Genomic DNA, 24,670 nt, shown 5'->3' with positions numbered 1-24,670 from the left:
GCCATGACATGGTCGATCGTCGCACGCGATCCGGAGACGGGTCATTTGGGGATCTCGGTTGCCAGCCGCTTCTTTGCGGTCGGTGCCGCGGTGCCGCATATCAAGGGCAGGGTGGGCGCCGTCGCAACCCAGGCCTTCGTCAGCCCCCTCTACGGCACGGATGGGCTGAAACTGCTCGAAGAGGGCAAGTCGCCGGAAGAGATCATCGAGACGTTGACAGCGCGCGACGATGGCCGCCGCCAGCGCCAGTTTCATCTGATCGACGCCAATGGCCGCAATGCCGCCTATACCGGCGAGATCTGCGTCGACTGGGCCGGCCATCTGGTTGACGACAACGTCTCTGTCGCCGGCAACATGCTGGCCGGCCCGCAGGTGATCGCCGAGACATTGCGGGTCTACAAGGAAAAGGCCGCAGAAGGTGCGCCTCTTGCCGAGCGCCTGCTCGCCGCCATGGATGCTGGCGAGGCAGCCGGCGGAGACAAGCGCGGCAGGCAGTCCGCCGCGATGGTTCTCTATCGCGACCAGGATTACCCCTGGCTGCGCATCAATGCCGACGACCATAGCGATCCGCTCGGTGAGTTGCGGCGGCTTTATGCGGTAGCGCAGGAGCGTTTCCTGCATGTCACGGAGACCATGCCCACCCGCGAAAACCCGCATGGCATGATCGACCGCCGGGTCATCGACCAGAAGATCGCCGAGCTGGAAGCCGCCCGCGAGGCGGAAGGCCGCGCGTCCGCCTCCTTTGCCACCCCCTGGAAGCCCCAATGAGGCAAGCCCCGATGACCGAGACACCTGTTCTTTCCGTCAGGAACCTGACGACATCCTTCCTGGTCGATGGCGAATGGAAAAGCGTCGTCCGCGACATCTCCTTCGACGTGCACCCGGGCGAGACGGTTGCGATCGTTGGCGAATCCGGCTCCGGCAAGAGCGTCACCTCGCTGTCGATCATGCGGCTGCTGGCCGCAAGCACCAGCAGGATCGAGGGCAGCATCATGCTCTCCGGCAAGGACCTTCTGTCGATCTCCGAAAAAGAGATGCGCGGCGTGCGCGGCAACGACGCCTCGATGATCTTCCAGGAGCCGATGACATCGCTCAACCCGATCTTCACGATCGGGCGGCAGATCTCGGAGGTGCTGACACGGCACAAGGGCATGTCGAAATCCGAGGCACGCGCCGCAACCGTGCGGCTGCTCGAAAAGGTCCGTATCCCGAATGCCGGCGCGCGGTTCGACGACTATCCCCACCAGTTCTCCGGCGGCATGCGCCAGCGCGTGATGATCGCCATGGCGCTCGCATCGAAGCCGAGGCTGCTGATCGCTGACGAACCGACCACCGCGCTTGATGTCACCATCCAGGGACAGATCCTCGACCTGATCAAGGTGCTGCAGGAAGAGGAGGGCATGTCGGTGCTGTTCATCACCCATGACATGGGCGTCGTCGCCGAAATCGCCGATCGTACCATCGTCATGTATCGCGGCGAGGCGGTCGAGAGCGGTCCGACCGAGGAAATCTTCCACCGCGGCAAGCACCCTTATACGCGCGCGCTCCTTTCCGCCGTGCCGCGGCTCGGCTCGATGCAGAACCGCAAATGGCCGACCCGTTTCCCGGTGGTCGACATCAATACCGGCGAGGCCACCGAGCCGAAGGAAGTTGCCGGCACCGTCGATACCCGCAAGACCCCGGTTCTGGCCGTTAAGAACCTCGTCACCCGTTTCGCGGTCCGTTCCGGCCTTTTTGCGACGCAGACCGGCGCCGTCCATGCCGTCGAGAATATTTCCTTCGATCTGTTTCAGGGTGAGACCTTGTCACTGGTCGGCGAATCCGGCTGCGGCAAGTCGACCACCGGCCGCTCGATCATGCGGCTGATCGAGCCGACCAGCGGCGATGTGGCACTCGATGGCTACGATGTCCTGCGCCTCGACCAGGTCGGCCTGCGCGACATGCGCAAGACCATCCAGATGATTTTTCAGGATCCGTTCTCGTCGCTCAACCCGCGCATGACGGTCGGCGCCGCAATCTCCGAACCCTTCGTCAAGCACAAGCTCGGCAACGCCAAGGACGCAAAGGAAAAGACCGCCGACCTGCTCCGCAAGGTCGGCCTGTCGCCGGATATGGCGGGCCGCTATCCACATGAGTTCTCCGGCGGCCAGCGCCAGCGCATCGCCATCGCCCGTGCCCTCTCGCTCGATCCGAAGGTGATCGTCGCCGACGAAAGCGTCTCGGCGCTCGATGTCTCGATCAAGGCGCAGGTCTGCAACCTGCTCCTCGACCTGCAGCAGAGCCTCAACCTCGCCTTCTTGTTCATCAGCCATGACATGGCGGTGGTCGAACGCGTCAGCCATCGCGTCGCGGTGATGTATCTCGGCGAGATCGTCGAGATCGGCCCGCGAGCCGCGGTCTTCGACAACCCGCAGCATCCCTATACGAAAAAGCTGATGGCAGCCGTCCCAGTGCCGGATCCGGCCCGCCGCGGCATCCGCCGGGGCATTTCCAACGACGAGCTGAAGAGCCCGGTTCGTCCGATGGGTTTCCAGCCGCTGGCGCGCCAGTATCGCGAGGTTTCCGCTGGCCACATGGTGCAGGTGGCGTGAGGGCGGGGGGCCTGAGGCCGTGAAAACTCAGATCAGCCTCAGCCCCTTCAGGCTGACATGCCCGTCCTTGCCGATGATGATGTGGTCGTGCACCGTGATGCCGAGAGGTTTTGCGGTGTCGACGATCGTCTTCGTCATGTCGATATCGGCGCGCGATGGCGTCGGATCGCCGCTCGGGTGGTTGTGGACGAGGATGATCGCGGTCGCCGATAGTTCGAGCGCCCGGCGCACGACTTCGCGCGGATAGACCGGCGTATGGTCGACGGTACCGTGGCCCTGCACTTCGTCGGCGATCAGCGCATTGCGTTTGTCGAGGAAGAGGATACGGAACTGTTCGCGAGGCTCGTAGGCCATTATCGCGTGGCAGTAATCGATGACGGAAGACCACGACGACAGGACCTGCTTGCCGCGCAGCTCGCTCTTCAGCATCCGATGACCGACGGTCGCGACGAGTTTCAGGTCGAGCGCCACCGCCTCGCCGACACCCTTGACCTCCTGCAGCAATCCGAGCGGTGCTCCCAGAACGCCGGCAAGCGTTCCGAACCGGGCGATCAGCGCCTTGGCAAGCGGTTTCGTATCGCGGCGCGGGATCGACCGGAACAGCAGGAGTTCAAGGATCTCGTAGTCGGCAAGCCCGGTATCGCCATGTTCCCGATACTTGGTTTTGAGGCGCTCGCGGTGACCGTGGTAATGCGCGCCCGGCTCGTCGTCGTCCATCGAGGCCGGTTTCTTTATGGCTTTCGGCTTGGTTAGTTGTTCGGCGAAAAAGCCGCGCTCGTCCTCGATGAAGGACGTCTGTTCGTCCGGTGGAGGAGCGGAGCGGCTGGCCATCCCTTACCTCGAAAGCGGCGGCAGGCCGGGTCGGTCGAAACCTCCGGGCGACAAGGTGAAGATCTCGCAGCCGGTGGCGGTGACGCCGATCGCGTGTTCGTATTGTGCTGACAGCGAGCGGTCACGTGTGACCGCCGTCCAGCCGTCGGAAAGCACCTTTACGTGCGGCTTGCCGAGATTGATCATCGGCTCGATGGTGAAGATCATCCCTTCCTTCATCTCCGGACCCTCGTCGGCGCGGCCGTAATGCAGGATGTTCGGCGAATCGTGGAAAAGCCGGCCGACGCCATGGCCGCAGAAATCGCGCACCACCGAGCAGCGCTCCGCTTCCGCATAGGTCTGGATCGCTTCGCCGATCGCGCCGGTGCGGGCGCCGGGACGCACGGCCTTGATGCCGCGCATCAGGCATTCATAAGTGACTTCCAGCAGGCGCTCGGAGGCGCGTTTGATCCCGCCCACCGGATACATACGGCTCGAATCCCCGTGCCATCCGTCGAGGATATAGGTGACGTCGATATTGACGATGTCCCCTTCGCGCAACGGTTTGTCATCCGGAATGCCGTGACAGACGACGTGATTGATCGAGGTGCAGGAGGATTTCGTATAACCGCGATAGTTCAGCGTCGCCGGCAGCGCGCCGTGGTCCATGCCGAACTCGAAAACGAAGCGGTCTATCGCGTTTGTGGTGACGCCGGGCTGCACGATCGTTGCAAGCTCGTCGAGGCAGCGCGCCGTCAGCAGGCAGGCCTTGCGCATGCCGGCGAAGTCCTCCGCGCTATAGAGGCGGATCGCACCCGTATTCTTCAGGGGGGCGGAAACCGCCTCGATATAGTTGACCATGGTTCTTCTCTCGCAATCTCTCCGTTCATAAAGCAGCCGGGCCCGGTTCGTCCATCTAGATCGGAGATTTCAGCGCTTTTCTTCCCGATAATCCGAACGGGATGATCTGAAGCGAGTCTTTTAAAGTGCTTCTCATAGGTTTATATAAAGTGCGATTTGGAGCATCAGAGCCATCATGGTCAGCATCGTCCTCGCCGAAGTCACCGCCAGCGTTTCCGAATTGAAGCGCAATCCTATGGGTACCGTCGCAGCAGGAGACGGAGCTCCCGTCGCCATCCTCAATCGCAACGAGCCCGCCTTCTACTGTGTGCCTGCAAAGGCTTACGAAGCGATGATGGACCGGTTGGAGGACCTTGAGCTGAACGCACTGGCCGACAGCCGCGCAAGCGAGACTGTCATCAAGGTAACGCTGGATGAGCTATGAGCTCGCGTTTCTGGATGTCGCGCTAAAGGAATGGCGCAAGCTGGACTCAAATATCCGTGAGCAGTTCAAGAAGAAATTGACCGAGCGTCTCGAAAATCCGCGCGTCGCTGCCGCCCAGCTTCATGGATCCACGAACCGTTACAAGATTAAGCTGCGCGCGATTGGCTATCGTCTCGTCTATGAGGTTCGAGATACGCAACTAGTCGTACTGGTGATCGCCATCGGCCGGCGAGATCGAGACGCGGTCTATAAGGCGGCCGAAAAGCGATAGCCAAGATCCTCGACAGGGATCAGCCCCGCAGGCGTTATTTCCTCCGGCGAAACGCGGCAATGCACCGCATAGGCCTCGACGCCGCGGGCTTTGGCACGCTCGAAGGCGAGCGCATAGAACGGGTCGAGATCTCCGCAGATCCGGAAACGCGAGCAGTCGTGCCGCTGGATGAGGTAGATCATCACCGCCCGGTGACCGGCCTCCGCCATGTCGCCCAGCTCCTCCAGATGTTTGGCGCCGCGCTTGGTGACCGTATCGGGAAATTCCGCCAAACCGGGCTCGCGGCAGAAATGGACGTTCTTGACCTCCACATAGGCGTTCGGCAATTCACCGCCCAGAAGCAGGAAGTCGATGCGGGAATTGCGGCCGTAGCGCTGTTCGCGCAGGATTGTCTCGTAGCCGGCAAGGCTCGAGATCAGCCCGGCGCGGATCGCTTCTTCCGCCAGCCGGTTCGGCAGGCCGGTATTGATGCCGATGCGCTCGCCGTCCACCTCGACCATCTCGAACATGTGCCGGTACTTGCGGGTCGGGCTGTCATGCAACGACACCCAGATTTTCGAGCCCGGCGTCGTCAGCCCGCGCATCGAACCGGTATTGGGGCAGGACCCGGTAAACGGCGTGCCGTCCTCCAGCACGGCGTCGAACAGGAAACGCTTGTAGCGTTGCAGGAGGGTCGCAGGCACCAGCGGCGGATCGAAGCGCATCGGCGAAATGATCAGATGCGTTCGAGCACATAGGTGCCGGGCGCATCCGCGATCGCATTCAGCGCCTTGCCGCCGGGCTTGCGAGCCGGCACACGGCTGTCGTCCTTGGCCTCGACCCAGGCATGCCAGTGCGGCCACCACGAGCCCTTGTTCTCGTTCGCACCCGCCGTCCAGTCCTCGTATTGCCCTTCGGCCTTGCCGCCGGTCCAGTACTGGTACTTCTGTTTGTCGGGCGGGTTGACGACGCCGGCGATGTGGCCCGAACCGGTCAGCACGAAATCCACAGGTCCACCGAACAGCGAGGAGCCGAGGAAAACCGATTTCGGCGGCGCGATGTGGTCTTCGCGGGTTGCGAGATTGTAGATCGGAATCTTGATGTCCTTCAGCGAGATCGTCTTGCCGGCGAGTTTCATCTCGCCCTTGCTGAGGTTGTTGTTGAGGTAGCAGTTGCGCAGGTAGTAGGCGTGGTTGGCCGCCCCCATGCGCGTGCTGTCGGAATTCCAGTAGAGCAGGTCGAAGGGCATCGGTTCCTTGCCCTTCAGGTAGTTGCTGACGACATAGGGCCAGATTAGCTCGGAGGCGCGCAGCATGTTGAAGGCGGTCGCCATCTTCGAACCGTCGAGATAACCGACCGCGTTCATCTGCTTTTCCATCGCCGCGATCTGCTCTTCGTCGACAAAGACCTTGAGATCCCCCGCATGGGTGAAATCCACCTGGGTGGTGAGGAAGGTCGCCGAGGCGATGCGGCTGTTCTTCTTCTGGGCATGATAGGCAAGGGTTGCGGCAAGCAGCGTGCCGCCAACGCAATAACCGATCGCGTTGACCTGTTTTTCGCCGGTCGCTTTCTCGATCGTCGTCAGCGCGAAGTCGATCCCCTCGCGCATGTAGGATTCCCAGTCTTTCTTCGCATGCCGCTCATCCGGATTGACCCAGGAGATCACGAACACCGTATGTCCCTGGTCGACGCACCACTTGATGAAGCTTTTCTGCGGGTTGAGGTCGAGAATATAGAACTTGTTGATCCACGGCGGGCAGATGAGGAGAGGGCGCTTCAGCACCGTTTCGGTCGAGGGCTCGTACTGGATGACCTCGCAGACCTCGCTCTGGGCGATCACCTTGCCCGGCGTCAGCGCCATGTTGCGGCCGATCGCGAACTTGGTCGCGTCGGTATGGCGCAGCCTGAGGTCACCACCTCCGGCGGCGATGTCTTCGGCGAACATCTTCATGCCGGCCACCAGGTTGGCGCCGTTGCTGGCTACCGTCTCGCGATAGACTTCCGGATTGGTGAGCGCAAAATTGGCCGGCGAAAGGGCAGCGGTGATCTGCTTCACGTAGAAGGTGGCCTTGTGGCGCGTGTGCTCGTCAAGCCCGTCGGCTTCGGTGACCAACTTGTCTGCCCAGGAGGCGGTGACCAGATAGAGCTGCCGCAGGAGGGCGAAGAACGGGTTCTTCATCCAGTCATCGTCGGCGAAACGCTTGTCCTTCGGCAGGGTATCGGCTTCAGGCGCGACCGGCTGCCCCGAAAACTGATTGAGCGTGCGCGTCCAGATGCCGATATAGCTGGAGAAGAGCAGGGTCTGCGCCTCGAGCGTCCGCTTTGGATCCGAGATCCAGTATTCGGTGACCTTGGAAAGGGTCTTCACAAGGTCGGTCACCGGATCCGCGACCGAATCGCCGATCTCGCCGCGTTCGCGGGGGCCGAGCCATTCCGATGCCGCTTTGCCGAGATTTTCGAGCGCCCGGGCGAAGTTCATGGCGAGCGCCTGCGGGTCCTTGATCACATAGGCCTCGACCGATTTGGGGTCGAATCCCGGAAATTCCTGTCCGGCCTGCCCTTTATCGTCGGTCTTTTCCGCCACGTGCAGCCTCCCCACAGTTTGTTGGTTGTTTTCGTTTGTACATTGTGCCTGAAAGCGAATACAAGTGCCAGCGATCGGCGCCTTCAGGTGCATTGGCCGATGACGGAAACTGGGTTACGGAAATGGAAAAACTGAGGCATCGGGTCGGCAGCTTACCGCTTTTCATCGGTCTTGGCGCGCTCTCTCTGCTGGCCGGCTGCAACAGCAACACCTTTGCTCTGGATGACGGTATTCCAAACACCGCACCGCCGGCCGTCATCGTCCAGAACAAGACCGCGCCGCCACCAGGCCCTGTCACCAGGCAGAACACCGGTGTCTATCCGAGCTTCGATCCGACGCTGCGCGCCGCGGCCGAGCAGATCGAGGACGAGGATTACAACAAGACCGAGCCGCGCCTTGCGTCGCTCGCCCGCCTGCGCAGGTCGGGCTCGATCTCGGAAGCCGAATATCAGCGCCGGGTCGCCGAATATCGCAAGCTCGCCGCCGAGCACGGCAAGGACGCATTGGCCAATATCGCCAAGTAGTCCGGACAAACCAGGTCATCTGGGCGATCGGTATCGGCAATTAGCACTTGCGTTTCGGCGCTTTTGGTCGCAAAGCAAAAAATCGCCAATCATGCGACACCGGCGCGTCGCGTTCGACGCTGCGCGCCCTCCACGGGGAGAAAGATGGAAGAGTTTCATAAAGTCCGACGCCTGCCGCCATACGTCTTCGAACAGGTCAACCGTTTGAAGGCCAGCGCGCGAGCGGGTGGCGCGGACATTATCGATCTCGGCATGGGCAATCCCGACCTTCCGACCCCGAAGGCGATCGTCGACAAGCTGTGCGAAGTGGTGCAGGATCCGCGCACCCATCGTTATTCCTCTTCCAAGGGCATTCCGGGCCTGCGCCGCGCCCAGGCCGCCTATTACGCCCGCCGTTTCGGCGTGAAGCTCAATCCTGATACCCAGGTCGTTGCGACGCTCGGCTCCAAGGAAGGCTTCGCCAACATGGCGCAGGCGATCACCGCGCCTGGCGACGTGATCCTCTGCCCGAACCCGACCTATCCGATCCATGCCTTCGGCTTCCTGATGGCCGGCGGCGTGATCCGCTCCATGTCGGTCGAGCCGGACGATAGCTTCTTCCCGCCGCTCGAACGCGCGGTGAAGCATTCGATCCCGAAGCCCCTGGCGCTGATCCTCAACTACCCGTCCAACCCGACGGCGCATGTCGCTTCGCTGGACTTCTATAAAGAGGTGGTAAGCTTCGCCAGGAAGCACGACATCATCGTGCTGTCGGACCTTGCCTATTCGGAAATCTATTTCGAAGGCGAGCCGCCACCATCCGTGCTGGAGGTGCCGGGCGCGATGGATATCGCCGTCGAGTTCACCTCGATGTCGAAGACCTTCTCCATGCCCGGCTGGCGCATCGGTTTTGCGGTCGGCAACGAGCGGCTGATCTCGGCGCTGACCCGCGTCAAGTCGTACCTCGACTACGGCGCCTTCACGCCGATCCAGGTTGCCGCGACCCATGCGCTCAACGGCGACGGTTCCGACATCGCGGAAGTCCGCAACGTCTATAAGCGCCGCCGCGACGTGATGGTCGACAGCTTCGGCAAGGCCGGTTTCGAAGTGCCGCCGCCGGCCGCCACCATGTTCGCCTGGGCGAAGATCCCGGAAAAATTCCGCCACCTCGGCAGCCTCGAGTTCTCGAAGCTTCTCGTCGAAAAGGCCGACGTCGCGGTCGCACCGGGCATCGGTTTCGGCGAAATGGGCGACGACTACGTTCGTTTGGCACTGGTCGAGAACGAACACCGCATCCGCCAGGCGGCCCGCAGCATCAAGAAGTTCCTGTCGACGGCCGACGAGACGATGCACAACGTCATCTCGCTCAACACGCGCCGCTGATCGGACCAGCATTTCCGGCGGCCCATGCGGGCCGCCACCTCCCAGGCAATCAGGAAGAATAGCATGGCAGATGCCCTCAAAGTCGGCATTGCGGGTCTCGGCACTGTGGGTGCCTCCCTCGTCCGGATCATCCAGAACCGCGCGAACGAATTGGCGACCACATGCGGCCGTGCGATCGAGATTACTGCGGTCACGGCACGCGACAGGTCTCGCGACCGTGGTATCGACATTTCCGGCATCACCTGGTTCGACACGCCTGAAAAGCTGGCCGCCGAGGCCGATATCGACGTCTTCGTGGAATTGATAGGCGGTGCCTCGGGCGCTGCCGCCGATTCCGTAAAGGCAGCGCTGACCCGCGGTCTCCATGTGGTGACGGCCAATAAGGCGCTGCTCGCCGCTTCTGGCGTCGAACTCGCCAGGATCGCCGAAGAGAAGAGCGTCCTCCTCAATTTCGAAGCGGCCGTCGCCGGTGGCATTCCGGTCATCAAGGCGCTTCGCGAGTCCTTGACCGGCAACACGGTGTCGCGCGTCTACGGCATCATGAACGGCACCTGTAACTACATCCTGACCCGGATGGAGAAGGAAGGCCTGTCGTTTGCCGATTGCCTCAAGGAAGCGCAGCGGCTCGGTTATGCCGAGGCCGATCCGGCCTTCGACATCGAGGGCAACGACACGGCCCACAAGCTCGCCATCCTGACGACGCTCGCCTTCGGCACGCAGATTGCCGCCGACGAGATCTATCTCGAAGGCATCACCAATATCTCGATCGAGGATATCCACGCCGCGGCCGACCTCGGTTACCGCATCAAGCTGCTCGGCGTCGCCCAACTGACCGACAGCGGCATCGAGCAGCGCGTCCATCCGACCATGGTGCCGCATGACTCGGTCATTGCCCAGGTCGACGGCGTCACCAATGCGGTGGCGATCGAGTCCGATATCCTCGGCGAACTGCTGATGGTCGGCCCCGGCGCCGGCGGCGATGCGACCGCCTCTGCCGTTCTCGGCGATATCGCCGACATCGCCAAGAGCAGCCCGGGCGCGCAGCGCGTTCCGGTCCTTGGCACCCCGGCTGCTTCCCTGGCGCCTTACAAGCGCGCCCGCATGCAGAGCCACGAGGGCGGTTACTTCATCCGCCTGACGGTCGCCGACCGCACCGGTGTCTTTGCCAGCATCGCCACCCGCATGGCGGAAAACGGCATCTCGCTGGAATCGATCATGCAGCGCCCCAAGCCGGATGCCGCGACCGACACGCCCAAGACGATCATTCTCGTCACCCATGCGACCACCGAGGATTCGGTCCGCAAGGCGGTCGATGCGATCAAGGCCGAGAGTTATCTCGTCGGCGAGCCCCAGGTGATTCGCATCGAGCGGCCCAAGGCTTTCTAAAAACGGCAGCGTTCCCAAGCCGATCCTGCCGTTTCCTGTGGGAAACGCAGGAACCTTTCAAGAACGTCTGCGAAAACGAATGCCGCAAAGGCTCCCCGGCTGGCTGCTGAGGGGCCTCCGGGCGTAGATTGTCAGTGGCAATCACCGTCGAGGAGGCTTGCGCGATCCCATGAATACGCGGGCTATGGATACGCGGAAAATCAGCACGCGGAACAAGGGGTACCGGCTGCAACTCGGCGAGGCCCGACCCGGGCCACATGGCTGCCGGCCCGTTCGTCTTGTCCACGCCAACGATCAGGCGAGCGGCGACGGTTTTGACGGGCGATGGAGTTTTGCCTTCCTGCTTGTCTTCTTCGCGGCTGCGGCCAGCATCAGCGGCTCGGCATTTGTCTGGTCGCTGCTGTGATGGGTCGCCAATCGAAAGACGGCCCGATCCATCCGCCGATCTCGTCAAATCGATTCCTCTCGCACCCGCGATACGCTAGAAGCGCTCCATGACCAGAATTTTCTCCGCGCTTTCATCCTCGGCGGAAACGGTTGATCCCGTCCCGCGCGCATTCCTCGGCGTCGAACGCTCCGCGGGTGATCAGCGGTGGGTATCGCGTCTTGATCAGGCAGCCCAGAACCGGGCCTTGGCGATCGCCCAGATCCACGGCATTCCCGATCTCGTCGCCCGGGTGCTTGCCGGCCGCGGCGTGGCGCTCGACGATGCTCCGGCTTTCCTCGATCCGACCATCCGCTCGCTGATGCCGGATCCCTATACGCTGACCGATTGCGAAAAGGCGGTGCTGCGGCTCGCCGCTGTGATCGCCGGCCATGAGAAGGTGGCGATCTTCGGCGATTACGACGTGGACGGCGCATCCTCCTCGGCACTGCTCTACCGGTTCCTTCGCCATTTCGGCGTCGAGGCGGAAATCTATATTCCCGACCGCATCTTCGAAGGGTACGGCCCCAATCCGACGGCGATCCGCCAGCTGATCGCCAATGGCGCAAGCCTGATCGTCACCGTCGACTGCGGCTCCACCAGCCATGATGCGCTTGCTGCGGCCCGCGACGAAGGCTGCGACGTGGTGGTTATCGATCACCACCAGCTCGGCCACGAACTGCCGCCGTGCCTGGCGCTCGTCAATCCGAATCGCGAGGACGATCTTTCCGGCCAGGGTCATCTTTGCGCCGCCGGCGTCGTTTTCCTGGTTCTGGTAGCGGCCGCGCGCCACATGCGCCAGATCGGCGATCCGCGCGCCAAATCGCTCGACCTGCTCGCCTGGCTCGATATCGTCGCGCTGGCGACCGTCTGCGACGTGGTGCCGCTGAAGGGGCTCAACCGCGCCTATGTGGTCAAGGGGCTGCTTGCGGCCCGCCATATGGGCAATGCCGGGCTTTCGGCGCTGTTTCGCAAGGCGGGGCTTGGCGGCCCCGTGACGCCCTATCATTTCGGCTTCCTGATCGGCCCGCGCATCAATGCCGGCGGACGCATCGGTGATGCGGCTCTCGGCAGCCGCCTGCTGACACTGGAAGATCCGATCGAGGCGGAGGAGATCGCCGGCCGGCTGGACGATCTCAACCGCGAGCGGCAGGCCATGGAGGCCGCCATGCTCGCCGAGGCCGAGGCCGAGGTGCTTGCTGAATACGGCAACGGCGAGGGGGCAAACGTCATCGTCACGGCGCGCGACAAATGGCACCCGGGCATTGTCGGGCTGATCGCGGCGCGGCTGAAGGAGAAATTCAAGCGGCCGGCTTTCGCGATCGCCTTCGATCCGTCCGGCAAGGGGACTGGTTCCGGCCGTTCGATCAATGGCTTCGACATGGGCCGCATGGTGCGCGCGGCGGTGGATACGGGCCTGCTCGTCAAGGGCGGCGGCCACGCCATGGCAGCCGGGTTGACGGTCGAGCGCAGCAATTTGGGCCGTCTGCGTGCCTTCTTCGAGGAGATGGCAGGCGAGGGCGTGCCGGCACTGGTTGCCAATCATGTTCTGAAGATCGACGGTGCGCTATCTGCGTCCGGCGCGACACTCGAACTCTTCGACCAGCTCGAACAGGCCGGCCCCTATGGTTCCGGTCATTCGCAGCCGGTCTTTGCCATCCCCGCCCACCGGCTGAAGGATGCCCGCCTGGTCGGGACCGCGCATATCAAGGTGACGCTGGAAGCGGCCGACGGCTCACGGCTGGAAGGCATAGCCTTCCGCGCCGCCGAAACGCCGCTCGGCAATATGCTGCTCAATTCCAGAGGCGCGCAGATCCACGCCGCCGGCTGCCTCAGCGCCGACCAATGGCAGGGCACGCGGCGTATGCAGCTTCGCCTGCTGGACGCCGTGAAGGCGCCGTAGGATGCGGGTCTATTTTTTGGGGTGGTGTCCGCTTTTGCGGAGAGAGGAAGTGGCACGCCCTAGGGGAGTCGAACCCCTCTTCCCAGAATGAAAATCTGGTGTCCTAACCGATAGACGAAGGGCGCGTGCGCTTCGTGGTGGCGCCCTTATAGTCAGGGTGTTTCTATCCCGCAAGCGCAAAATTGCATTTTCCAGCGCTTGCAGACGCAAAAAATCGCGCAGCTGCAAAATGGCGTGCGAAGGCTGGATACAGGAACAAAAACAAAAGCTTGGGGGAGGTGGAAGTGGCACGCCCTAGGGGAGTCGAACCCCTCTTCCCAGAATGAAAATCTGGTGTCCTAACCGATAGACGAAGGGCGCCTGCGCTTCGTGGCGCTCTTATAGAGAGGGGATTTCTTTCCTGCAAGCGCCAAAGCCATCTTTTTTACAAAAAAATGACGGCTTTTCCCGCGCCGGCTGTTCGAATGAAAACTGCGTCAAATCAGCAGCTTAAAGGAGTGCCCTGAGCGTCTGTCCCGCAGGCTGCGGCGGGCGTGGCCTGCGGCATGCTGTAGACGCTGGCGGTGGTGGCGTTGAAATTCCGCCGCGGCAGATTGGCCGGAACCGGGCCGTTGCCGGATGGGGCGGCCGCAGCCATCGGCGGGTTCGCCGAAAAGATCGTAGCGCTGTCGGCGCGCACGCCGGTCGATTGCGTGGCAAGGCCGGCGATCGAGGCCTGCTGTGGCTGTGCAGGTGCCGGCGGGAACGTATTTTCCGCGGTGGGAACGGCGGCCGGTGCGATTGCCGCCGGTGCCTGGGCTGCCTGCGCCTCCGCCTTGGGGACGGCCGGATCGGTACGGCGGTTCGAGGCCGTGGTGCTGCCCTTGGCGAGGATGCCCTTGGCGCTTGCCGCCACCGTGGTGCGCGGCGCCGGCGTCGTGGCGTCAGCGGTCTTTTTGGTGGTGGTGCAGCCGCTGATCGTCAGCGCGGAAAGGCAGACGATCGCCAGCGTCATGGGAACGTTCGAACAAAGGAAAGGCGTTTTTGGCAAAGGCATGCCCCGTCGGCTCGTATCGCGGCCGTCATGCCGCGAATCATCGTGCCCGAGCATCTCGCGGAAGGGCGCCATGGACAAGCCGGCCGGGGCAGGCGAGGTCAGCCTGGGGCAAGGTTGGGAAAGAACGCGGCGGTTGAGTAAAAAAGAAGCCGCCGCGTTGAAAAGTTTTACCAGCTGCCGATATTCGGTGCTGAGGCCCAGGGTTCGGCGACCGGCAGGTTGTCGCCCTTCTGGAGGAGTTCGATCGAAATGCCGTCCGGCGAGCGGACGAACGCCATCCGGCCTTCGCGCGGCGGACGGTTGATGGTGATGCCGTTGTCCGAAAGGTGCTGGCAGAAATCGTAGATGTTATCGACCTCATAGGCGAGGTGACCGAAGTTGCGACCGCCGGTATAATCCTCGGTGTCCCAATTGTAGGTCAGCTCGACGCAGGGGGCGAGAACGTCCTTGGCTTCGCTGAGATCGTCGGGGGCCGCGAGGAAGACCAGCGTGAAGCGGCCCTTCTCGTTGTCGATGCGCCGGATCTCTTTCAGGCCGAAAACGGTGGTGTAGAAATGAAGTGAGGCGTCCAGGTCTTTCACCCGGACCATGGTATGAAGATAACGCATTATGGTGTCTTCCTCCGATAAATCCAGTCGCCGATAGACCGCGTTCGGGTCCGTGCTGGATATGGCGCAGACGCAAGCCCGGAGCAAGCCATTCTGGATAGAGATGAACGTGGATAAAACCAAGGCAGGGACTTGCGCTGCATGGTTAGCAGGATGTTAATCTATCCTCTAAGAATCAGTTGATCGTCACGTCGTAACGCGTAATCGAGGGGCCGACAGGATATGGCAGACAGAATGTCATCGAAGGACGTTGGCAGTTTCGAGGAGCTTCCGGGCGAACCGGTCGAGCTGATCGAAATCACCGGCGTCGTCAAATGGTTCGATGTGGCGAAGGGGTTCGGCTTCATTGTTCCGGACAACGGCATGCAGGACGTGCTTCTGCATGTCACCTGCCTTCGCCGAGACGGATACCAGACCATCCTGGAAGGCACGCGCATCGTCGCGATGATCCAGAAGCGGGATCGCGGCTACCAGGCGTTCCGCATCCTGTCCATGGATCAGTCCACCGCCGTCCACCCTTCGGATCTTCCACCGGTGCGCACGCACGTCCAGGTAACTGCAACCAGCGGCCTTGAGCGGGCTCTGGTGAAATGGTTCAACCGCACCAAGGGTTTCGGCTTCCTGACGCGCGGCGAGGGGACGGAAGATATCTTCGTCCACATGGAAACGCTGCGCCGGTTCGGCCTCACCGAGCTTCGTCCGGGCCAGGTCGTGCTGGTGCGCTTCGGACCGGGTGACAAGGGCCTGATGGCGGCGGAAATCCACCCCGACAATCCCAATCCCGTGAGCCGGTCGCACTGATGCGTTTCTCGTTTCCATCGTTTCTGAAAAGCGCCCTTGCGGCGCTTTTTCTCATCCTGGCGGGCGGCGCGGTTGCGCAGGATGTGACTTTTCCGCGCGACGAGCTTTCGATCAAGACGGCAGCCGGCCAGACCTACAAGTTCTCCGTCGAGCTGGCCTTTACCGATGCCCAGCGCGAGCGGGGGCTGATGTACCGCAAGGTGATGGCGCCGGATGCCGGCATGCTCTTCGATTTCGGCACACCGCGGCCGGTCTCGATGTGGATGGAGAACACTATCCTCGCCCTCGACATGCTGTTCATCCAGGGCGACGGCACGATCTCGCATATCCGCGAGAACGCTGTGCCCTATTCGCGTGACATCATCGATTCGCGCGGACCGGTGAAATTTGTGCTGGAGCTCAATGCCGGCCGCGCGAAGTCGCTCGGGATCAAGGTGGGCGACAAGGTGATCAGCAAACGCATCGGCAATCAGTGGTGATCCCCAGTGGTTATCGCCTGTGGTTATCCTCGGCTTGTTTGCTTTAGCGGCATCGCGGTTCCATTTTGCTGTTGCGGCACAGGGGGGAACCGTGTATCTCGCAACCAACGTAGGAACGGAGTGTAGCGCAGTCTGGTAGCGCATCTGGTTTGGGACCAGAGGGTCGGGAGTTCGAATCTCTCCACTCCGACCACGCTTTCAGGAAGAGCTCCTCATCCGTTCCAGCCCATGGAGCGTTACAGGAATGGCCGCCAAGATCTATCGTCCCGCAAAGACCGCCATGCAGTCCGGCAAGGCCAAGACCCATCTCTGGGTGCTGGAATTCGACCAGGAACAGCCGCGCCGCATCGATCCGATCCTTGGCTATACGTCGTCCGGCGACATGAAGCAGCAGCTTCGCCTGACCTTCGAGAGCCAGGAACAGGCGGAAGCCTATGCCAAGCGCGAAGGCATCGAATACCGCGTCATCCAGCCGAAGGATCCGAATCGCCAGATCGTTTCCTACACCGACAATTTCCGTTTCAACCGCAGCCAGCCCTGGACGCATTGATTTTAGCCGCTCGGGCTTTCCCGGGCGCCGCTGCCGAGATCGGCCCCTTAGCTCAACTGGATAGAGCAGCTGCCTTCTAAGCAGCAGGTCGCAGGTTCGAGTCCTGCAGGGGTCGCCAACAATATCAAGCAGATAGCAGCCCTGAAAACTTAGGCGTCAATTTTGGGGTAACGTCTGGGGTAACGACGGCGAAAAAAAGCCCGCTCCATTCGCGAAGCGGGCAGGGCAGGGAACGGTTAGGCTGATGTAAGTCGCCAACTTGGCGACTTACGAGGCTCGGCCCTTCTTGATCGGATGGGCCGCAAGGAACGCCTCGTCGGCCGCGATCAACTCGGCAATCTCCTCCCGACTGATTCGAGCGGTCGAATACAGGTCTGCCATCCTCCGCCGCTTCCATTCAATAGCGGCCTGATCTGGCGCGGGCGTCCTGATCTGTCTCTCGGTCGCCGCTTTCATGTTGGCAAGCATCCGATCGCGCTTGCTGTATATCGCAACCTCATCCTCATCCGTTAGATGCTGCTCGGCCACGACGCGATCAAAGATCAGCATGGCGTCATGGATTTCAAGGCGCGCATGATGGAGCCTCAGAGTGGCTTCGCCCTTGTGCCATGCCGTCCGGCGCGCGTCCCGAAGCAGGCGGTTATATTCGAAGTCGGTTAGAGCCCCCTGGGGAAGGGGCTCCATGACGTGGCTCATGAACTGGTCGAGCTGCTTGCGCTTCTTCAGGCCGATGCTCATTCGGCTTCTCCATCGCTTTCGCGGGTGGCGCGCTCCAAGGCGTCGTGCAATTCGCCCTGCAGTTCACCTATATGGTCGAGAACCGCCGCGATGCTGCCAGAGCGTTCCCCAAGCTTGCCCACGGGCTCCCCGTGGTCGTTGAGATAATCCGCCGCATCCCGGGTAACCTGCAGCAAGGCGATTATGAGATAGCTGCGGGCTACATCATCCTGAGTAATGGCGTCGTTGGTCTTCATGTTCACGCCCTCCCGCCCATCTTTTGCACTGCCTGGATGAACCGTGCGAGATCCCCAAGGATGCCGGTATGATCGACTGAGAATATCGGGCTAGACGACAGCGCCGCCGCCTGGAGGCTCAATCCCTCATGGGTGAATGCTGGAGCGCGGCATACCTTCGAAGCGGCTATGATGGTTTCTGCTTCTGCGAGGGTCACTCTTCGTTTGGCAAGCTCGACGCCTGATGCCTCCCGAAGGCGGGCGGTTTCTGCCTCATAGGCTTGGGCTACCGGCAACAGCTCCCGATATTTTCGGATCATTTCCTCTTTGGTGGCGCGGTTGCGAGCGCGAGACCTTTCAGTCCGGCCGGTTGGCTTGGTCTCCTGCCAATAGGAAAGATTGTCCTCGACGCCCGCCGCGGTCAGCACATCGAAACATGTCTTTTCCCCTTTTGCGCGTTGCTTGGCGGTAAGCCGCTTGGTGAGGACAGTCGTGTCCCGCAGAAGATACCGGCCGGCGATGTCTCGCTCGCCAATATTCTTCGCGCCATAGCCGGAATGCGCATTGGCGCAGCCCAGCAGGTCTTCGGGTGCGAGCGGCCACAGGTGCCGCCATTCATCGACAAGCCATTCCAGCGCCGTCTTTGCCTGTTCATGCTCGGCGCGGGCTGCCAGCAGTTCAGCGTGAGCCTGCAGCAGTTCCGGGTTCTCGGCGGTGGAAGCGGCTGCAGACTTCGCCGGGGCAGGCGTTGCGACGACCGCGACGGAAGCCGATGCGGCGGCGATGCCGGTAAGCAGGCGGCGGCGGCTCATCGTGGGTTCCAGGGCGGCGGCGATTGTGATAACTTTGTTGCTGGTCATGTTCGTTTCCTTGAAGGGTTTCGTTGTGATCCTGGATCGGGAAGCGGGTGCAACCACTTCCTGATCCGCTCCGCTTTAGCGGGCTCCGATGGGGCGATAAGCGCGCGAGACGCTGAACGCGAACGTCAGTCTTCCGACCTTCAGAAACCTGATCCCGCCGACGCGGCGAGCGCTGATGTTGAAGGCGCTTCCCAGAAAATTAACCATAGTCTCAACTCCCGACTTGATAATCGTCAATCATCCTAGACGCATCATCCGTGATGCTTTAGGGATCATAGACGAGCCATTGCGGCTGTCAACACATTAGTGTAATAAAAGATACGACTGGTATCACGGAAGGGACTTATAGCAATGATGACGGGTAATCAGATGAAGGCGGCGCGGGCTCTGCTTGGGATCACGCAAACGGAGCTGGCGGCGGCTGCGGGGCTATCCGTCCCGACGATCAAGCGCATGGAAGTCCAGGACACGGGCAGGAGTTCGCTAGAGAATGTGCAGAAGGTGAGGAAGGCGCTCGAAGCGGCCGGCGTTAATTTCATCTCTGAAAATGGTGGCGGCGTTGGCGTCCGGCTGGCGAAACCGAAGGCCGATTGACATTCGAATCGACTCGAAATCTCCGAAGAACAAACCTTGAACGAACGTCGTTCGGTTTTGGTTCACGAAACCGGCCTATCTACCGGAAATATTTGAGGGTTTTCCCACTGGAAATCAATTATCTGGGGATAGCGCGACTCTATCCAGTCTCTCGCAAATCGTTTATGATAGATTAAGAATGTTGCTGACCGATCACAGTCCAAGAAAGGAAGATCAGACTGATGACCTACATGACGAGCGCCCAAGTGCGCGACCGGTTCAAGATTTCGGATGCCACGCTTTTTCGGTGGACCCGGGACAAGGATCTGGAGTTCCCACAGCCGATGAAGGTCAAGCGGCGCAAGCTGTTTGATGAAGCAAAGCTGACTGAATGGGAGAAGAGACGCTCCCCGGAGGCTGCATGAAGAGCCTCAACAACGAAAGGCAGCAGGGCACCAGCCTGCAAGCAAAGCCCCGCTGCCTCGATCGCAATAACGCCGTTTCCGGCGTCACTCCCAATGCATCAACGGAAGGACCATCGATGCCAGACCGTAATAACACGTTCTCGATGAGAGTCCAGATTTTGGACGACAATAACGAGGTTACCAGCAGCCCAATCACAGTCATCGGCCGGGAGTGCTGGACTCTCCGCAAGCTGATCGATGCCGCCGACAAAGGCGTGTCCAGCCTGGATAACATCGGGCCTCGCACATCACATTACGTCTACAAGCTTCGCGGATACGGGTTCGCGATCGAGACAGTGCATGAAAAGCATGGGGGCGATTTCCCGGGCTCACATGCTCGGTACAAGCTTCATAGCAAGCTTCATATCCTGTCCGACATGGTGAGGGCTGCGGCTTGATGGTTGACGCCCAGGACAACAGCGGGGTCAGCGCCGCGGCGCGCTGGCTCTCAGAGCAGACGGTCGCACCGCCCAACCCCATAACTGCCATTCGCGGGAAATTCTCGCTCAACGCCCTGCAGGCCTGTGAGGCTTGCCGAGTAGCACAGGAAATTCGAATCGGGCGGGGTACTCACGCGTGAGCAGCAAGTGGAAGAAGAACCGCCGCGCCAAGTTCATCATGATCGAAAGCTATGTCGTCAAATCCCCGGTCTGGCCTGAGCTGACCGCGAATGACAAAGCCGTCTATCTGGAAATCAAATGGCGCTACGATGGAAACAACAACGGTAAGATTGGCCTCGGCGCTCGTGAGGCAGCAGCGGCGATTGGCAAGTCCAGCAAGGACACTGGAAAGCGCGCGCTTGATCACCTCGCCCAACTCGGCCTCATCGCCAAGGTGAAGGCCAGCGGGTTCAGTATGAAGAGCCGTGAGACCGCAGAATGGCGGCTGACGGAATACGTCTGCAACGTCACAGGCGAACTGCCGACCAAAGATTTCATGAGGTGGTCAAAAGAGGCGTCGGAAAAAACAACAGTACGGCCACAGGGACACACAGTCCGACCACAGGGACAGTGGGACCTTAAAAGGGAGGCTGCCAATGCTTGACAGTACGATTACAGGGACCGTCAGGCCTATTTCTGGTGATGAACAGTACGATCAGCGGGACACATATAGATATTACCATACGGTCAGGATCTTCCGGGGATCTCTCTGGAGCAGTGCCGACCCTCTGAAGCGAGGAGCACAACGTCATGGAGCGTGACTGCAATCCTTCTCTTCCACTGTTCGACTGGAAAGCGCCGACGAAAGTCATCGTTTTCCCCCTAACAGCCCGCGTCGGAAAAATTCGCCGCGCTGCAGAAGTGCTTGAAAGCAAGCGAGGCCCAGACGCGGACGGCTACTGGAAAGCCCAAACCCGAAAGATGTCGGACGGCCTTGCCAAGTGTGGTGTGGCCTCGTCGGAAATCGATAAGCACGTTCGGGCATTCTGGTTGGCTGTCGATGCGGAGATGCTGAAGCGGTCCTACGAGCGGCCGCATGGGAACAACGATCTGCCTGGAGGTGCCTCATGACCGAAGCTCGCCATTTAGCAATCTTTGATGCAACCCCTTCGATCGCGTTTGTCGAGCGGTGGCGGTCGCATGTCGATCACGGCGGAGATCCCGTGGAATTTGAGGGGATTTCGACCGACAAGCCGGCGAATATGGACGGCCTAGTTCTGCTGACCGAGATAACCCGGTTCCGATCGGAGATCCCGTGTCCGCTATGCAGCCCGACGACGCCGAAGTTCCGGCGCGGGCGGCTCAGCTACTTCCCCCACGAAAAGACCGTCGCGATTATCGGGCATCGATGCGCCTCGACGCATATCAGCGACTATGAGAAGGCCGATGACCTATGGCGGAAGCAGAGCGAAAGCCGGCGCTTCGCGCGGGCGTGGCCTGAGCTGCAAAAGATGCTCCCGGATCTGACCGACTACTTTTCGAAAGTCGAGCGGGTTCTAAAGCCTGTCCAGTGGGTACGGGAACGCCTGGACAAAGACGCGCCCCTGTTTGCCGAGCGTCTTTACAGGGAGCTGAAGTGGAGCCAGGGCGAAATCCGCATCGCGCAAGACTTCAACATTCGGGACGGCAGCGGCCGGAAGGTGCTGCAGAAAGGCAGCATCGGAACGCTGGCCGGCTTCGAGTTCGTTCGCCCGAGCTTCCGGCCTGTCTCCGAACTGGTGAAGATCAGCAGGATACTTGCGGACCTTCAAAAGGACTTGCCGCCGCTGCCCGTGGATGGAACCGGCCATCATCCGACCTTCGACGAAATCACGAAGCGGGGCAAGGAGGCCTATTCGTTGCTGAAGAGGCTCCCCGAGCTGCGCAACCTGGCGGCGGATACCAGGCAGTTCTTCAGCGCTGGCAACATAGACATTCTCAAGCAGTGGTTCCGATCGGGGGAATCAATCTTCGCAGAGCTGGAGATGAAGAAGTCGGGCAACGTCGTGAAGATCCGGGCGAACGGGGCTTGGGGCCACGCCTATTCGAACGTCCTGCTCTTTTCGGAGATGATGGGCGAACTGCCCGGTCCCCGCGCTTTGAAAGGACTTGAGCTTTGATCGAAGTCTTTTCGGACGGCGGATGCGAACCGAACCCCGGCGTAGGCGGCTGGGGTTTCGTCGCCTATCAGGATGGAGCAGAGATCCATAGCGAGTTCGGCGGCGATCCCGAGACCACAAACAACCGGATGGAACTGGAAGGCGCCCTGCGGGCTCTGACCTGGATGGCGGTGAACTGCGCCGGCCGGGAGGCGTCCTTGCTCTCGGATTCGCGTTATGTGGTCGATGGCTGCAACGACTGGCGGCACAAGTGGAAGGCCAAGGGCTGGAAGCGCGGCAAGGAGGAGATCAAGAACCCGGGGCTCTGGCGCTCCCTGGACGAGGTTTTGACGATCTACCCCCTGAAGCTGACCTGGTGCAAAGGGCATAGCGGTATCGTCGGCAACGAACGGGCGGACGAGCTTTCGATGATGGGCATAGGTCACGTTACGTCACGTGACATCACGCTATGTCACGTGACAGTCCCGGGACAGCCTGAGGAAATCGGTGATTATCTGTCGGAAGAGTACCGCCGACTGATGGCCGAATGATCGGGGATTTTTAGCTTAACCCACTGAAAACAAAGGTGCGAATCCCAGCAAATGCCAAGCTTTTGCTATCATTTTGCTGGGAATTTGTTATGGTAACGTTAGATCATAACGGGACGGTAGAGGTTCAGAATGTGGTTTGTCTTGCGGACGGCTCCAGGCCGTCAATCCCAGGCTCTCGATGAATTGGAAGCAATCGGCATCGATGCAATCGCCCCGGTCATCAGGCGGGAAGTCATGCATTATCAGACCAAGAGCTGGTCAATGAGGCGGTTTCCACTGTTCGGCGGCTATGTGTTCGCCTGCCTCCATGGCGAGGCTGATTTCGATGTTCTCCGCAAGATGGATCATGTTCAGGCGGTCCTCGGCGGAAGTGATGGGCCGATCCCGATCCCGACGCAAAACGTCATTGCTCTATGCGAGGCGCAGAACCGCGGCGAATACGATATCCTGCGCCCGCCACCGGCCTCCTCGTTCGCGGCCGATGTCAGGGTCAAGATTGAGTCCGGCCCGCTCGCCGGCGCCTTCGCCCGCGTCACCAGAGCCAAGGGCTCCGGCAAGCGCGCCGTGATGGCAATCATCGAAAATGTTGAGAACATGCGGGAAATTGAACTCCGTATTGCAAATCTGAGGCTTGCAGCTTAGATTGTGCACAACTTGATTTGGCCTGATTTGCAGTTGGGGGTCTAAGGATCACCCACGGGGCCACGGGAAGGCTAGTCGCCTTTCCACCCTCCCCAGAAATGCGCCCAAAATTCTGCTCGTAAGCTCTCCCCAGATCTGGGGGCACCTGCAGTCGAGCCTTCGCAAAGATTGCGAACCCTCCTGACAACCCGAAAATCTCCATAGCCGCGAGGTGAAGACATGGCCGTCCGGCTAATCGTCATCTGCATTCTCATCGCCCTATGCGCCTGCCAGTCGGCAGAGGATCGATATTGGAGTGACGTGGCAACGGTCATCGATCATACGCAGCCCAAGAAGGGAATAGCGCAATGACATGCTTCCTCGAACTCGGACATGCTGGCGGACGGGGCTTCCCGGCCATGGGTCCAAAGCCGATCGAGCTAACCAGTGGCGCATTCGGCGTAAAGCTTCCCGGCTCTCATGATCTGATGCTCGTCACCTCGGACGAACCTGGATGGCTTCATGTCTCGAAGGACAGCCACAAGGACAAGGCGGCGGTGGGCAAGTCCCGGCGAATCCTTCCCGGCATCGCTCGTGAGCTTACCGGCATCGGCGGCGGAATGTTCGTCTCCTTCATTGCCGATAGCCAAGGCCACGCAATCGACGGGCTCAAAACTGAGCCGAGCGAAAGCGCCTTGTAACGTTACGGTAACGTGACCGTAACGCACGTAACGCGTTACACCCCCTTTAAATTTGGAGACCGACATGCAGACCTCTCAGGCAATCTTCAGCGCTCTCCTTCTCTCGATCATCGCCGCTGCCGGCTTGGTCAAGGGGATCGATACGGCATGGATCTTCGCCGGCATCACAGCCGCGCTCGCGTTCTTCTCGGAAGAGGTTCGCAACACGGCTTCCCGCCGCGGCGATGCCAGCGACTACTATAGCGAACTGCTGACGGCCGGCGCTGCTCTGGCAATGATGTCCTGGGCGACAGGTTTTTCCGCCGCGTTCGCCATCCTCGTCCGACCATGACAGACAAGGGGGAAATCATCCGGTCGAACGCTCGGGTGATCCTCCAGCATGCGCGGGGGAAGAGCAGGGCAGAGCGTGAAATCATGTACGCGAATCTACGCCTCGGCCCGTTCTCCTACGTCTTCGCTGCAATAGCTTTGGCTAAGCGCCTGGGGGCTGAACATGACTGCGTTCTCGATGATGCTCGCTGATCCGGCTTGGCGCTGCCGCATTGGTCGCGTGACGCTGAAGCCTGGCGCCTCGATGGTCGTCGCCTTCCCATGCGGGAACTTCCTCTGATGTCGCTCCCCGCCAAGAAGCGCGTCGGCCGGTTCGAAGTGGAAGCATCGCAGCCGCATCCGGTATGGATCACGATCCGTAGCGACGGCGACAAGGAAATCCACGGTCTCCAGCTCGAAGACCTGAAGGATCTACAATACGCCCTCGGCCGCATCATCGACGAGATCGAAGACAGCGAGAGCCGATAGCGTTCGGGTGATGTGTCCGGAAGTGGACGCATTGCAAC

32 protein-coding genes and 4 tRNA genes are annotated in these 24,670 nt (G+C 61.0%); 25 read left to right on the top strand and 11 right to left on the bottom strand.

Going from position 1 to position 24,670, the window contains the following annotated elements; all coding sequences use genetic code 11:
* The first annotated feature begins 3 nt into the window (after nt 1-3).
* Nucleotides 4-768, top strand: coding sequence for a DUF1028 domain-containing protein (locus tag ABCW43_RS02525; protein ID WP_345921984.1), 765 nt, complete (start codon nt 4-6; stop codon nt 766-768).
* Nucleotides 769-779: 11 nt separating this feature from the next.
* Nucleotides 780-2,591, top strand: a complete 1,812-nt coding sequence (locus ABCW43_RS02520) for an ABC transporter ATP-binding protein (protein ID WP_345921983.1) — start codon at nt 780-782, stop codon at nt 2,589-2,591.
* A 27-nt stretch (nt 2,592-2,618) separates the two neighbouring features.
* On the opposite strand, the gene radC is transcribed toward ABCW43_RS02520, so the two are convergent.
* The gene (radC, locus tag ABCW43_RS02515) at nt 2,619-3,422 is read right to left on the bottom strand and encodes a RadC family protein (protein ID WP_345921982.1); all 804 of its coding nucleotides are present in this window, start codon (nt 3,420-3,422) and stop codon (nt 2,619-2,621) included.
* A gap of 3 nt (nt 3,423-3,425) precedes the next feature.
* Nucleotides 3,426-4,262, bottom strand: coding sequence for a type I methionyl aminopeptidase (gene map / locus ABCW43_RS02510; protein ID WP_345921981.1), 837 nt, complete (start codon nt 4,260-4,262; stop codon nt 3,426-3,428).
* A gap of 175 nt (nt 4,263-4,437) precedes the next feature.
* Here map and ABCW43_RS02505 point away from each other — a divergent pair, with 175 nt between their 5' ends.
* Entirely contained in the window at nt 4,438-4,686 is a 249-nt protein-coding gene (locus tag ABCW43_RS02505; protein WP_007760034.1) for a type II toxin-antitoxin system Phd/YefM family antitoxin, read from the top strand.
* Nucleotides 4,676-4,957: a type II toxin-antitoxin system RelE family toxin gene (locus tag ABCW43_RS02500; RefSeq protein WP_345921980.1), complete on the top strand. Its 282-nt coding sequence runs from the start codon at nt 4,676-4,678 to the stop codon at nt 4,955-4,957. Before ABCW43_RS02505 ends, ABCW43_RS02500 begins: the two co-directional genes overlap by 11 nt.
* On the opposite strand, the gene sfsA is transcribed toward ABCW43_RS02500, so the two are convergent.
* Complete coding sequence (gene sfsA / locus ABCW43_RS02495) at nt 4,933-5,661, bottom strand: DNA/RNA nuclease SfsA (RefSeq protein ID WP_345921979.1); 729 nt, start codon at nt 5,659-5,661, stop codon at nt 4,933-4,935. The two genes, ABCW43_RS02500 and sfsA, sit on opposite strands and share 25 nt — an antisense overlap.
* An 11-nt stretch (nt 5,662-5,672) precedes the next feature.
* Entirely contained in the window at nt 5,673-7,520 is a 1,848-nt protein-coding gene (locus ABCW43_RS02490; protein ID WP_345921978.1) for a PHA/PHB synthase family protein, read from the bottom strand.
* Between the two features lie 122 nt (nt 7,521-7,642).
* Between ABCW43_RS02490 and ABCW43_RS02485 the strand changes: the two genes are divergently transcribed.
* From ABCW43_RS02485 to recJ, 5 genes are all read left to right on the top strand, one after another.
* Nucleotides 7,643-8,044, top strand: a complete 402-nt coding sequence (locus ABCW43_RS02485; protein ID WP_345921977.1) for a hypothetical protein — start codon at nt 7,643-7,645, stop codon at nt 8,042-8,044.
* A 144-nt stretch (nt 8,045-8,188) separates the two neighbouring features.
* Nucleotides 8,189-9,406 (top strand): LL-diaminopimelate aminotransferase, encoded by a 1,218-nt coding sequence (locus ABCW43_RS02480; RefSeq protein ID WP_345921976.1) that lies wholly within the window; start codon nt 8,189-8,191, stop codon nt 9,404-9,406.
* 63 nt (nt 9,407-9,469) lie between these two features.
* The gene (locus ABCW43_RS02475) at nt 9,470-10,792 is read left to right on the top strand and encodes a homoserine dehydrogenase (protein WP_345921975.1); all 1,323 of its coding nucleotides are present in this window, start codon (nt 9,470-9,472) and stop codon (nt 10,790-10,792) included.
* A 169-nt stretch (nt 10,793-10,961) separates the two neighbouring features.
* Nucleotides 10,962-11,198, top strand: coding sequence for a hypothetical protein (locus ABCW43_RS02470; protein WP_345921974.1), 237 nt, complete (start codon nt 10,962-10,964; stop codon nt 11,196-11,198).
* Between the two features lie 88 nt (nt 11,199-11,286).
* Nucleotides 11,287-13,119, top strand: a complete 1,833-nt coding sequence (gene recJ / locus ABCW43_RS02465) for a single-stranded-DNA-specific exonuclease RecJ (protein WP_345921973.1) — start codon at nt 11,287-11,289, stop codon at nt 13,117-13,119.
* Between the two features lie 50 nt (nt 13,120-13,169).
* On the opposite strand, the gene ABCW43_RS02460 is transcribed toward recJ, so the two are convergent.
* The 4 genes from ABCW43_RS02460 to gloA form a co-directional block, all read right to left on the bottom strand.
* A tRNA-Glu gene (locus ABCW43_RS02460) sits at nt 13,170-13,244 on the bottom strand.
* 160 nt (nt 13,245-13,404) lie between these two features.
* Nucleotides 13,405-13,479, bottom strand: a tRNA-Glu gene (locus ABCW43_RS02455).
* A gap of 121 nt (nt 13,480-13,600) precedes the next feature.
* Complete coding sequence (locus ABCW43_RS02450; protein ID WP_345921972.1) at nt 13,601-14,113, bottom strand: hypothetical protein; 513 nt, start codon at nt 14,111-14,113, stop codon at nt 13,601-13,603.
* A 209-nt stretch (nt 14,114-14,322) separates the two neighbouring features.
* Complete coding sequence (gene gloA / locus ABCW43_RS02445; RefSeq protein WP_046606257.1) at nt 14,323-14,763, bottom strand: lactoylglutathione lyase; 441 nt, start codon at nt 14,761-14,763, stop codon at nt 14,323-14,325.
* Between the two features lie 222 nt (nt 14,764-14,985).
* On the opposite strand from gloA, the gene ABCW43_RS02440 reads away from it, so the two are divergent.
* From ABCW43_RS02440 to ABCW43_RS02420, 5 genes are all read left to right on the top strand, one after another.
* Nucleotides 14,986-15,564, top strand: a complete 579-nt coding sequence (locus ABCW43_RS02440; RefSeq protein ID WP_037084473.1) for a cold-shock protein — start codon at nt 14,986-14,988, stop codon at nt 15,562-15,564.
* Nucleotides 15,564-16,043: a DUF192 domain-containing protein gene (locus ABCW43_RS02435; RefSeq protein WP_345921971.1), complete on the top strand. Its 480-nt coding sequence runs from the start codon at nt 15,564-15,566 to the stop codon at nt 16,041-16,043. Before ABCW43_RS02440 ends, ABCW43_RS02435 begins: the two co-directional genes overlap by 1 nt.
* 116 nt (nt 16,044-16,159) lie before the next feature.
* A tRNA-Pro gene (locus ABCW43_RS02430) sits at nt 16,160-16,236 on the top strand.
* A gap of 51 nt (nt 16,237-16,287) precedes the next feature.
* The gene (locus ABCW43_RS02425; RefSeq protein WP_345921970.1) at nt 16,288-16,593 is read left to right on the top strand and encodes an ETC complex I subunit; all 306 of its coding nucleotides are present in this window, start codon (nt 16,288-16,290) and stop codon (nt 16,591-16,593) included.
* A 41-nt stretch (nt 16,594-16,634) separates the two neighbouring features.
* Nucleotides 16,635-16,711: transfer RNA gene (locus tag ABCW43_RS02420), tRNA-Arg, on the top strand.
* Between the two features lie 149 nt (nt 16,712-16,860).
* Here the strand turns inward: ABCW43_RS02420 and ABCW43_RS02415 are convergent.
* From ABCW43_RS02415 to ABCW43_RS02405, 3 genes are read right to left on the bottom strand one after another with little or no spacing between them, the layout of a single operon-like run.
* On the bottom strand, nt 16,861-17,331 hold the full coding sequence (locus tag ABCW43_RS02415) for a hypothetical protein (protein WP_345921969.1): 471 nt from the start codon (nt 17,329-17,331) through the stop codon (nt 16,861-16,863).
* Nucleotides 17,328-17,567 carry a hypothetical protein gene (locus ABCW43_RS02410; RefSeq protein WP_345921968.1) on the bottom strand — a complete coding sequence of 80 codons (240 nt, stop codon included), beginning with the start codon at nt 17,565-17,567 and terminating at the stop codon, nt 17,328-17,330. The genes ABCW43_RS02415 and ABCW43_RS02410 overlap by 4 nt, the downstream gene beginning before the upstream one ends.
* A gap of 2 nt (nt 17,568-17,569) precedes the next feature.
* Nucleotides 17,570-18,406: a hypothetical protein gene (locus tag ABCW43_RS02405; RefSeq protein ID WP_345921967.1), complete on the bottom strand. Its 837-nt coding sequence runs from the start codon at nt 18,404-18,406 to the stop codon at nt 17,570-17,572.
* A 369-nt stretch (nt 18,407-18,775) separates the two neighbouring features.
* Here ABCW43_RS02405 and ABCW43_RS02400 point away from each other — a divergent pair, with 369 nt between their 5' ends.
* The 11 genes from ABCW43_RS02400 to ABCW43_RS02350 all read left to right on the top strand — a co-directional run bounded on the left by ABCW43_RS02400 (nt 18,776) and on the right by ABCW43_RS02350 (nt 24,632).
* Nucleotides 18,776-19,000, top strand: a complete 225-nt coding sequence (locus tag ABCW43_RS02400) for a helix-turn-helix domain-containing protein (protein ID WP_345921966.1) — start codon at nt 18,776-18,778, stop codon at nt 18,998-19,000.
* A gap of 221 nt (nt 19,001-19,221) precedes the next feature.
* Nucleotides 19,222-19,404 carry a helix-turn-helix domain-containing protein gene (locus ABCW43_RS02395; RefSeq protein WP_345921965.1) on the top strand — a complete coding sequence of 61 codons (183 nt, stop codon included), beginning with the start codon at nt 19,222-19,224 and terminating at the stop codon, nt 19,402-19,404.
* On the top strand, nt 19,401-19,841 hold the full coding sequence (locus tag ABCW43_RS02390) for a winged helix domain-containing protein (RefSeq protein ID WP_345921964.1): 441 nt from the start codon (nt 19,401-19,403) through the stop codon (nt 19,839-19,841). The genes ABCW43_RS02395 and ABCW43_RS02390 overlap by 4 nt, the downstream gene beginning before the upstream one ends.
* Nucleotides 19,842-20,019: 178 nt before the next feature.
* Nucleotides 20,020-20,487: a hypothetical protein gene (locus ABCW43_RS02385; protein WP_345921963.1), complete on the top strand. Its 468-nt coding sequence runs from the start codon at nt 20,020-20,022 to the stop codon at nt 20,485-20,487.
* Between the two features lie 146 nt (nt 20,488-20,633).
* Nucleotides 20,634-20,954, top strand: coding sequence for a DUF6074 family protein (locus ABCW43_RS02380; RefSeq protein ID WP_345921962.1), 321 nt, complete (start codon nt 20,634-20,636; stop codon nt 20,952-20,954).
* Nucleotides 20,951-21,982, top strand: a complete 1,032-nt coding sequence (locus ABCW43_RS02375; RefSeq protein WP_345921961.1) for a hypothetical protein — start codon at nt 20,951-20,953, stop codon at nt 21,980-21,982. Before ABCW43_RS02380 ends, ABCW43_RS02375 begins: the two co-directional genes overlap by 4 nt.
* Entirely contained in the window at nt 21,979-22,512 is a 534-nt protein-coding gene (locus ABCW43_RS02370; RefSeq protein ID WP_345921960.1) for a ribonuclease H family protein, read from the top strand. The genes ABCW43_RS02375 and ABCW43_RS02370 overlap by 4 nt, the downstream gene beginning before the upstream one ends.
* A 129-nt stretch (nt 22,513-22,641) precedes the next feature.
* Nucleotides 22,642-23,154: a transcription termination/antitermination NusG family protein gene (locus ABCW43_RS02365; RefSeq protein WP_345921959.1), complete on the top strand. Its 513-nt coding sequence runs from the start codon at nt 22,642-22,644 to the stop codon at nt 23,152-23,154.
* A 347-nt stretch (nt 23,155-23,501) separates the two neighbouring features.
* Nucleotides 23,502-23,834, top strand: a complete 333-nt coding sequence (locus ABCW43_RS02360) for a hypothetical protein (RefSeq protein WP_345921958.1) — start codon at nt 23,502-23,504, stop codon at nt 23,832-23,834.
* A 64-nt stretch (nt 23,835-23,898) separates the two neighbouring features.
* Nucleotides 23,899-24,165 (top strand): hypothetical protein, encoded by a 267-nt coding sequence (locus ABCW43_RS02355; protein ID WP_345921957.1) that lies wholly within the window; start codon nt 23,899-23,901, stop codon nt 24,163-24,165.
* 278 nt (nt 24,166-24,443) lie between these two features.
* Nucleotides 24,444-24,632, top strand: a complete 189-nt coding sequence (locus ABCW43_RS02350; RefSeq protein ID WP_345921956.1) for a hypothetical protein — start codon at nt 24,444-24,446, stop codon at nt 24,630-24,632.
* Nucleotides 24,633-24,670 lie beyond the last annotated feature (38 nt).

Source organism: Neorhizobium tunisiense, from assembly GCF_039631515.1.
GTDB lineage: Bacteria > Pseudomonadota > Alphaproteobacteria > Rhizobiales > Rhizobiaceae > Neorhizobium.
The sequence above is the reverse complement of the archived record's forward strand: the minus strand, read 5'-3'. Positions and strand labels throughout refer to the sequence as shown.

Coding starts and splice junctions, on each gene's coding strand:
- ABCW43_RS02395 (WP_345921965.1), top strand. CDS start 19,222: ATGACCTACATGACGAGCGCCCAAGTGCGCGACCGGTTCAAGATTTCG.
- ABCW43_RS02390 (WP_345921964.1), top strand. CDS start 19,401: ATGAAGAGCCTCAACAACGAAAGGCAGCAGGGCACCAGCCTGCAAGCA.
- ABCW43_RS02415 (WP_345921969.1), bottom strand. CDS start 17,331: ATGAGCATCGGCCTGAAGAAGCGCAAGCAGCTCGACCAGTTCATGAGC.
- sfsA (WP_345921979.1), bottom strand. CDS start 5,661: ATGCGCTTCGATCCGCCGCTGGTGCCTGCGACCCTCCTGCAACGCTAC.
- map (WP_345921981.1), bottom strand. CDS start 4,262: ATGGTCAACTATATCGAGGCGGTTTCCGCCCCCCTGAAGAATACGGGT.
- ABCW43_RS02375 (WP_345921961.1), top strand. CDS start 20,951: ATGACCGAAGCTCGCCATTTAGCAATCTTTGATGCAACCCCTTCGATC.
- ABCW43_RS02400 (WP_345921966.1), top strand. CDS start 18,776: ATGAAGGCGGCGCGGGCTCTGCTTGGGATCACGCAAACGGAGCTGGCG.
- ABCW43_RS02450 (WP_345921972.1), bottom strand. CDS start 14,113: ATGACGCTGGCGATCGTCTGCCTTTCCGCGCTGACGATCAGCGGCTGC.
- ABCW43_RS02435 (WP_345921971.1), top strand. CDS start 15,564: ATGCGTTTCTCGTTTCCATCGTTTCTGAAAAGCGCCCTTGCGGCGCTT.
- ABCW43_RS02500 (WP_345921980.1), top strand. CDS start 4,676: ATGAGCTATGAGCTCGCGTTTCTGGATGTCGCGCTAAAGGAATGGCGC.
- ABCW43_RS02425 (WP_345921970.1), top strand. CDS start 16,288: ATGGCCGCCAAGATCTATCGTCCCGCAAAGACCGCCATGCAGTCCGGC.
- ABCW43_RS02440 (WP_037084473.1), top strand. CDS start 14,986: ATGGCAGACAGAATGTCATCGAAGGACGTTGGCAGTTTCGAGGAGCTT.
- radC (WP_345921982.1), bottom strand. CDS start 3,422: ATGGCCAGCCGCTCCGCTCCTCCACCGGACGAACAGACGTCCTTCATC.
- ABCW43_RS02485 (WP_345921977.1), top strand. CDS start 7,643: ATGGAAAAACTGAGGCATCGGGTCGGCAGCTTACCGCTTTTCATCGGT.
- ABCW43_RS02365 (WP_345921959.1), top strand. CDS start 22,642: ATGTGGTTTGTCTTGCGGACGGCTCCAGGCCGTCAATCCCAGGCTCTC.
- ABCW43_RS02410 (WP_345921968.1), bottom strand. CDS start 17,567: ATGAAGACCAACGACGCCATTACTCAGGATGATGTAGCCCGCAGCTAT.
- ABCW43_RS02405 (WP_345921967.1), bottom strand. CDS start 18,406: ATGACCAGCAACAAAGTTATCACAATCGCCGCCGCCCTGGAACCCACG.
- ABCW43_RS02505 (WP_007760034.1), top strand. CDS start 4,438: ATGGTCAGCATCGTCCTCGCCGAAGTCACCGCCAGCGTTTCCGAATTG.
- ABCW43_RS02480 (WP_345921976.1), top strand. CDS start 8,189: ATGGAAGAGTTTCATAAAGTCCGACGCCTGCCGCCATACGTCTTCGAA.
- ABCW43_RS02525 (WP_345921984.1), top strand. CDS start 4: ATGACATGGTCGATCGTCGCACGCGATCCGGAGACGGGTCATTTGGGG.
- ABCW43_RS02520 (WP_345921983.1), top strand. CDS start 780: ATGACCGAGACACCTGTTCTTTCCGTCAGGAACCTGACGACATCCTTC.
- ABCW43_RS02380 (WP_345921962.1), top strand. CDS start 20,634: ATGGAGCGTGACTGCAATCCTTCTCTTCCACTGTTCGACTGGAAAGCG.
- ABCW43_RS02355 (WP_345921957.1), top strand. CDS start 23,899: ATGCAGACCTCTCAGGCAATCTTCAGCGCTCTCCTTCTCTCGATCATC.
- ABCW43_RS02350 (WP_345921956.1), top strand. CDS start 24,444: ATGTCGCTCCCCGCCAAGAAGCGCGTCGGCCGGTTCGAAGTGGAAGCA.
- ABCW43_RS02360 (WP_345921958.1), top strand. CDS start 23,502: ATGACATGCTTCCTCGAACTCGGACATGCTGGCGGACGGGGCTTCCCG.
- ABCW43_RS02470 (WP_345921974.1), top strand. CDS start 10,962: ATGAATACGCGGGCTATGGATACGCGGAAAATCAGCACGCGGAACAAG.
- recJ (WP_345921973.1), top strand. CDS start 11,287: ATGACCAGAATTTTCTCCGCGCTTTCATCCTCGGCGGAAACGGTTGAT.
- gloA (WP_046606257.1), bottom strand. CDS start 14,763: ATGCGTTATCTTCATACCATGGTCCGGGTGAAAGACCTGGACGCCTCA.
- ABCW43_RS02475 (WP_345921975.1), top strand. CDS start 9,470: ATGGCAGATGCCCTCAAAGTCGGCATTGCGGGTCTCGGCACTGTGGGT.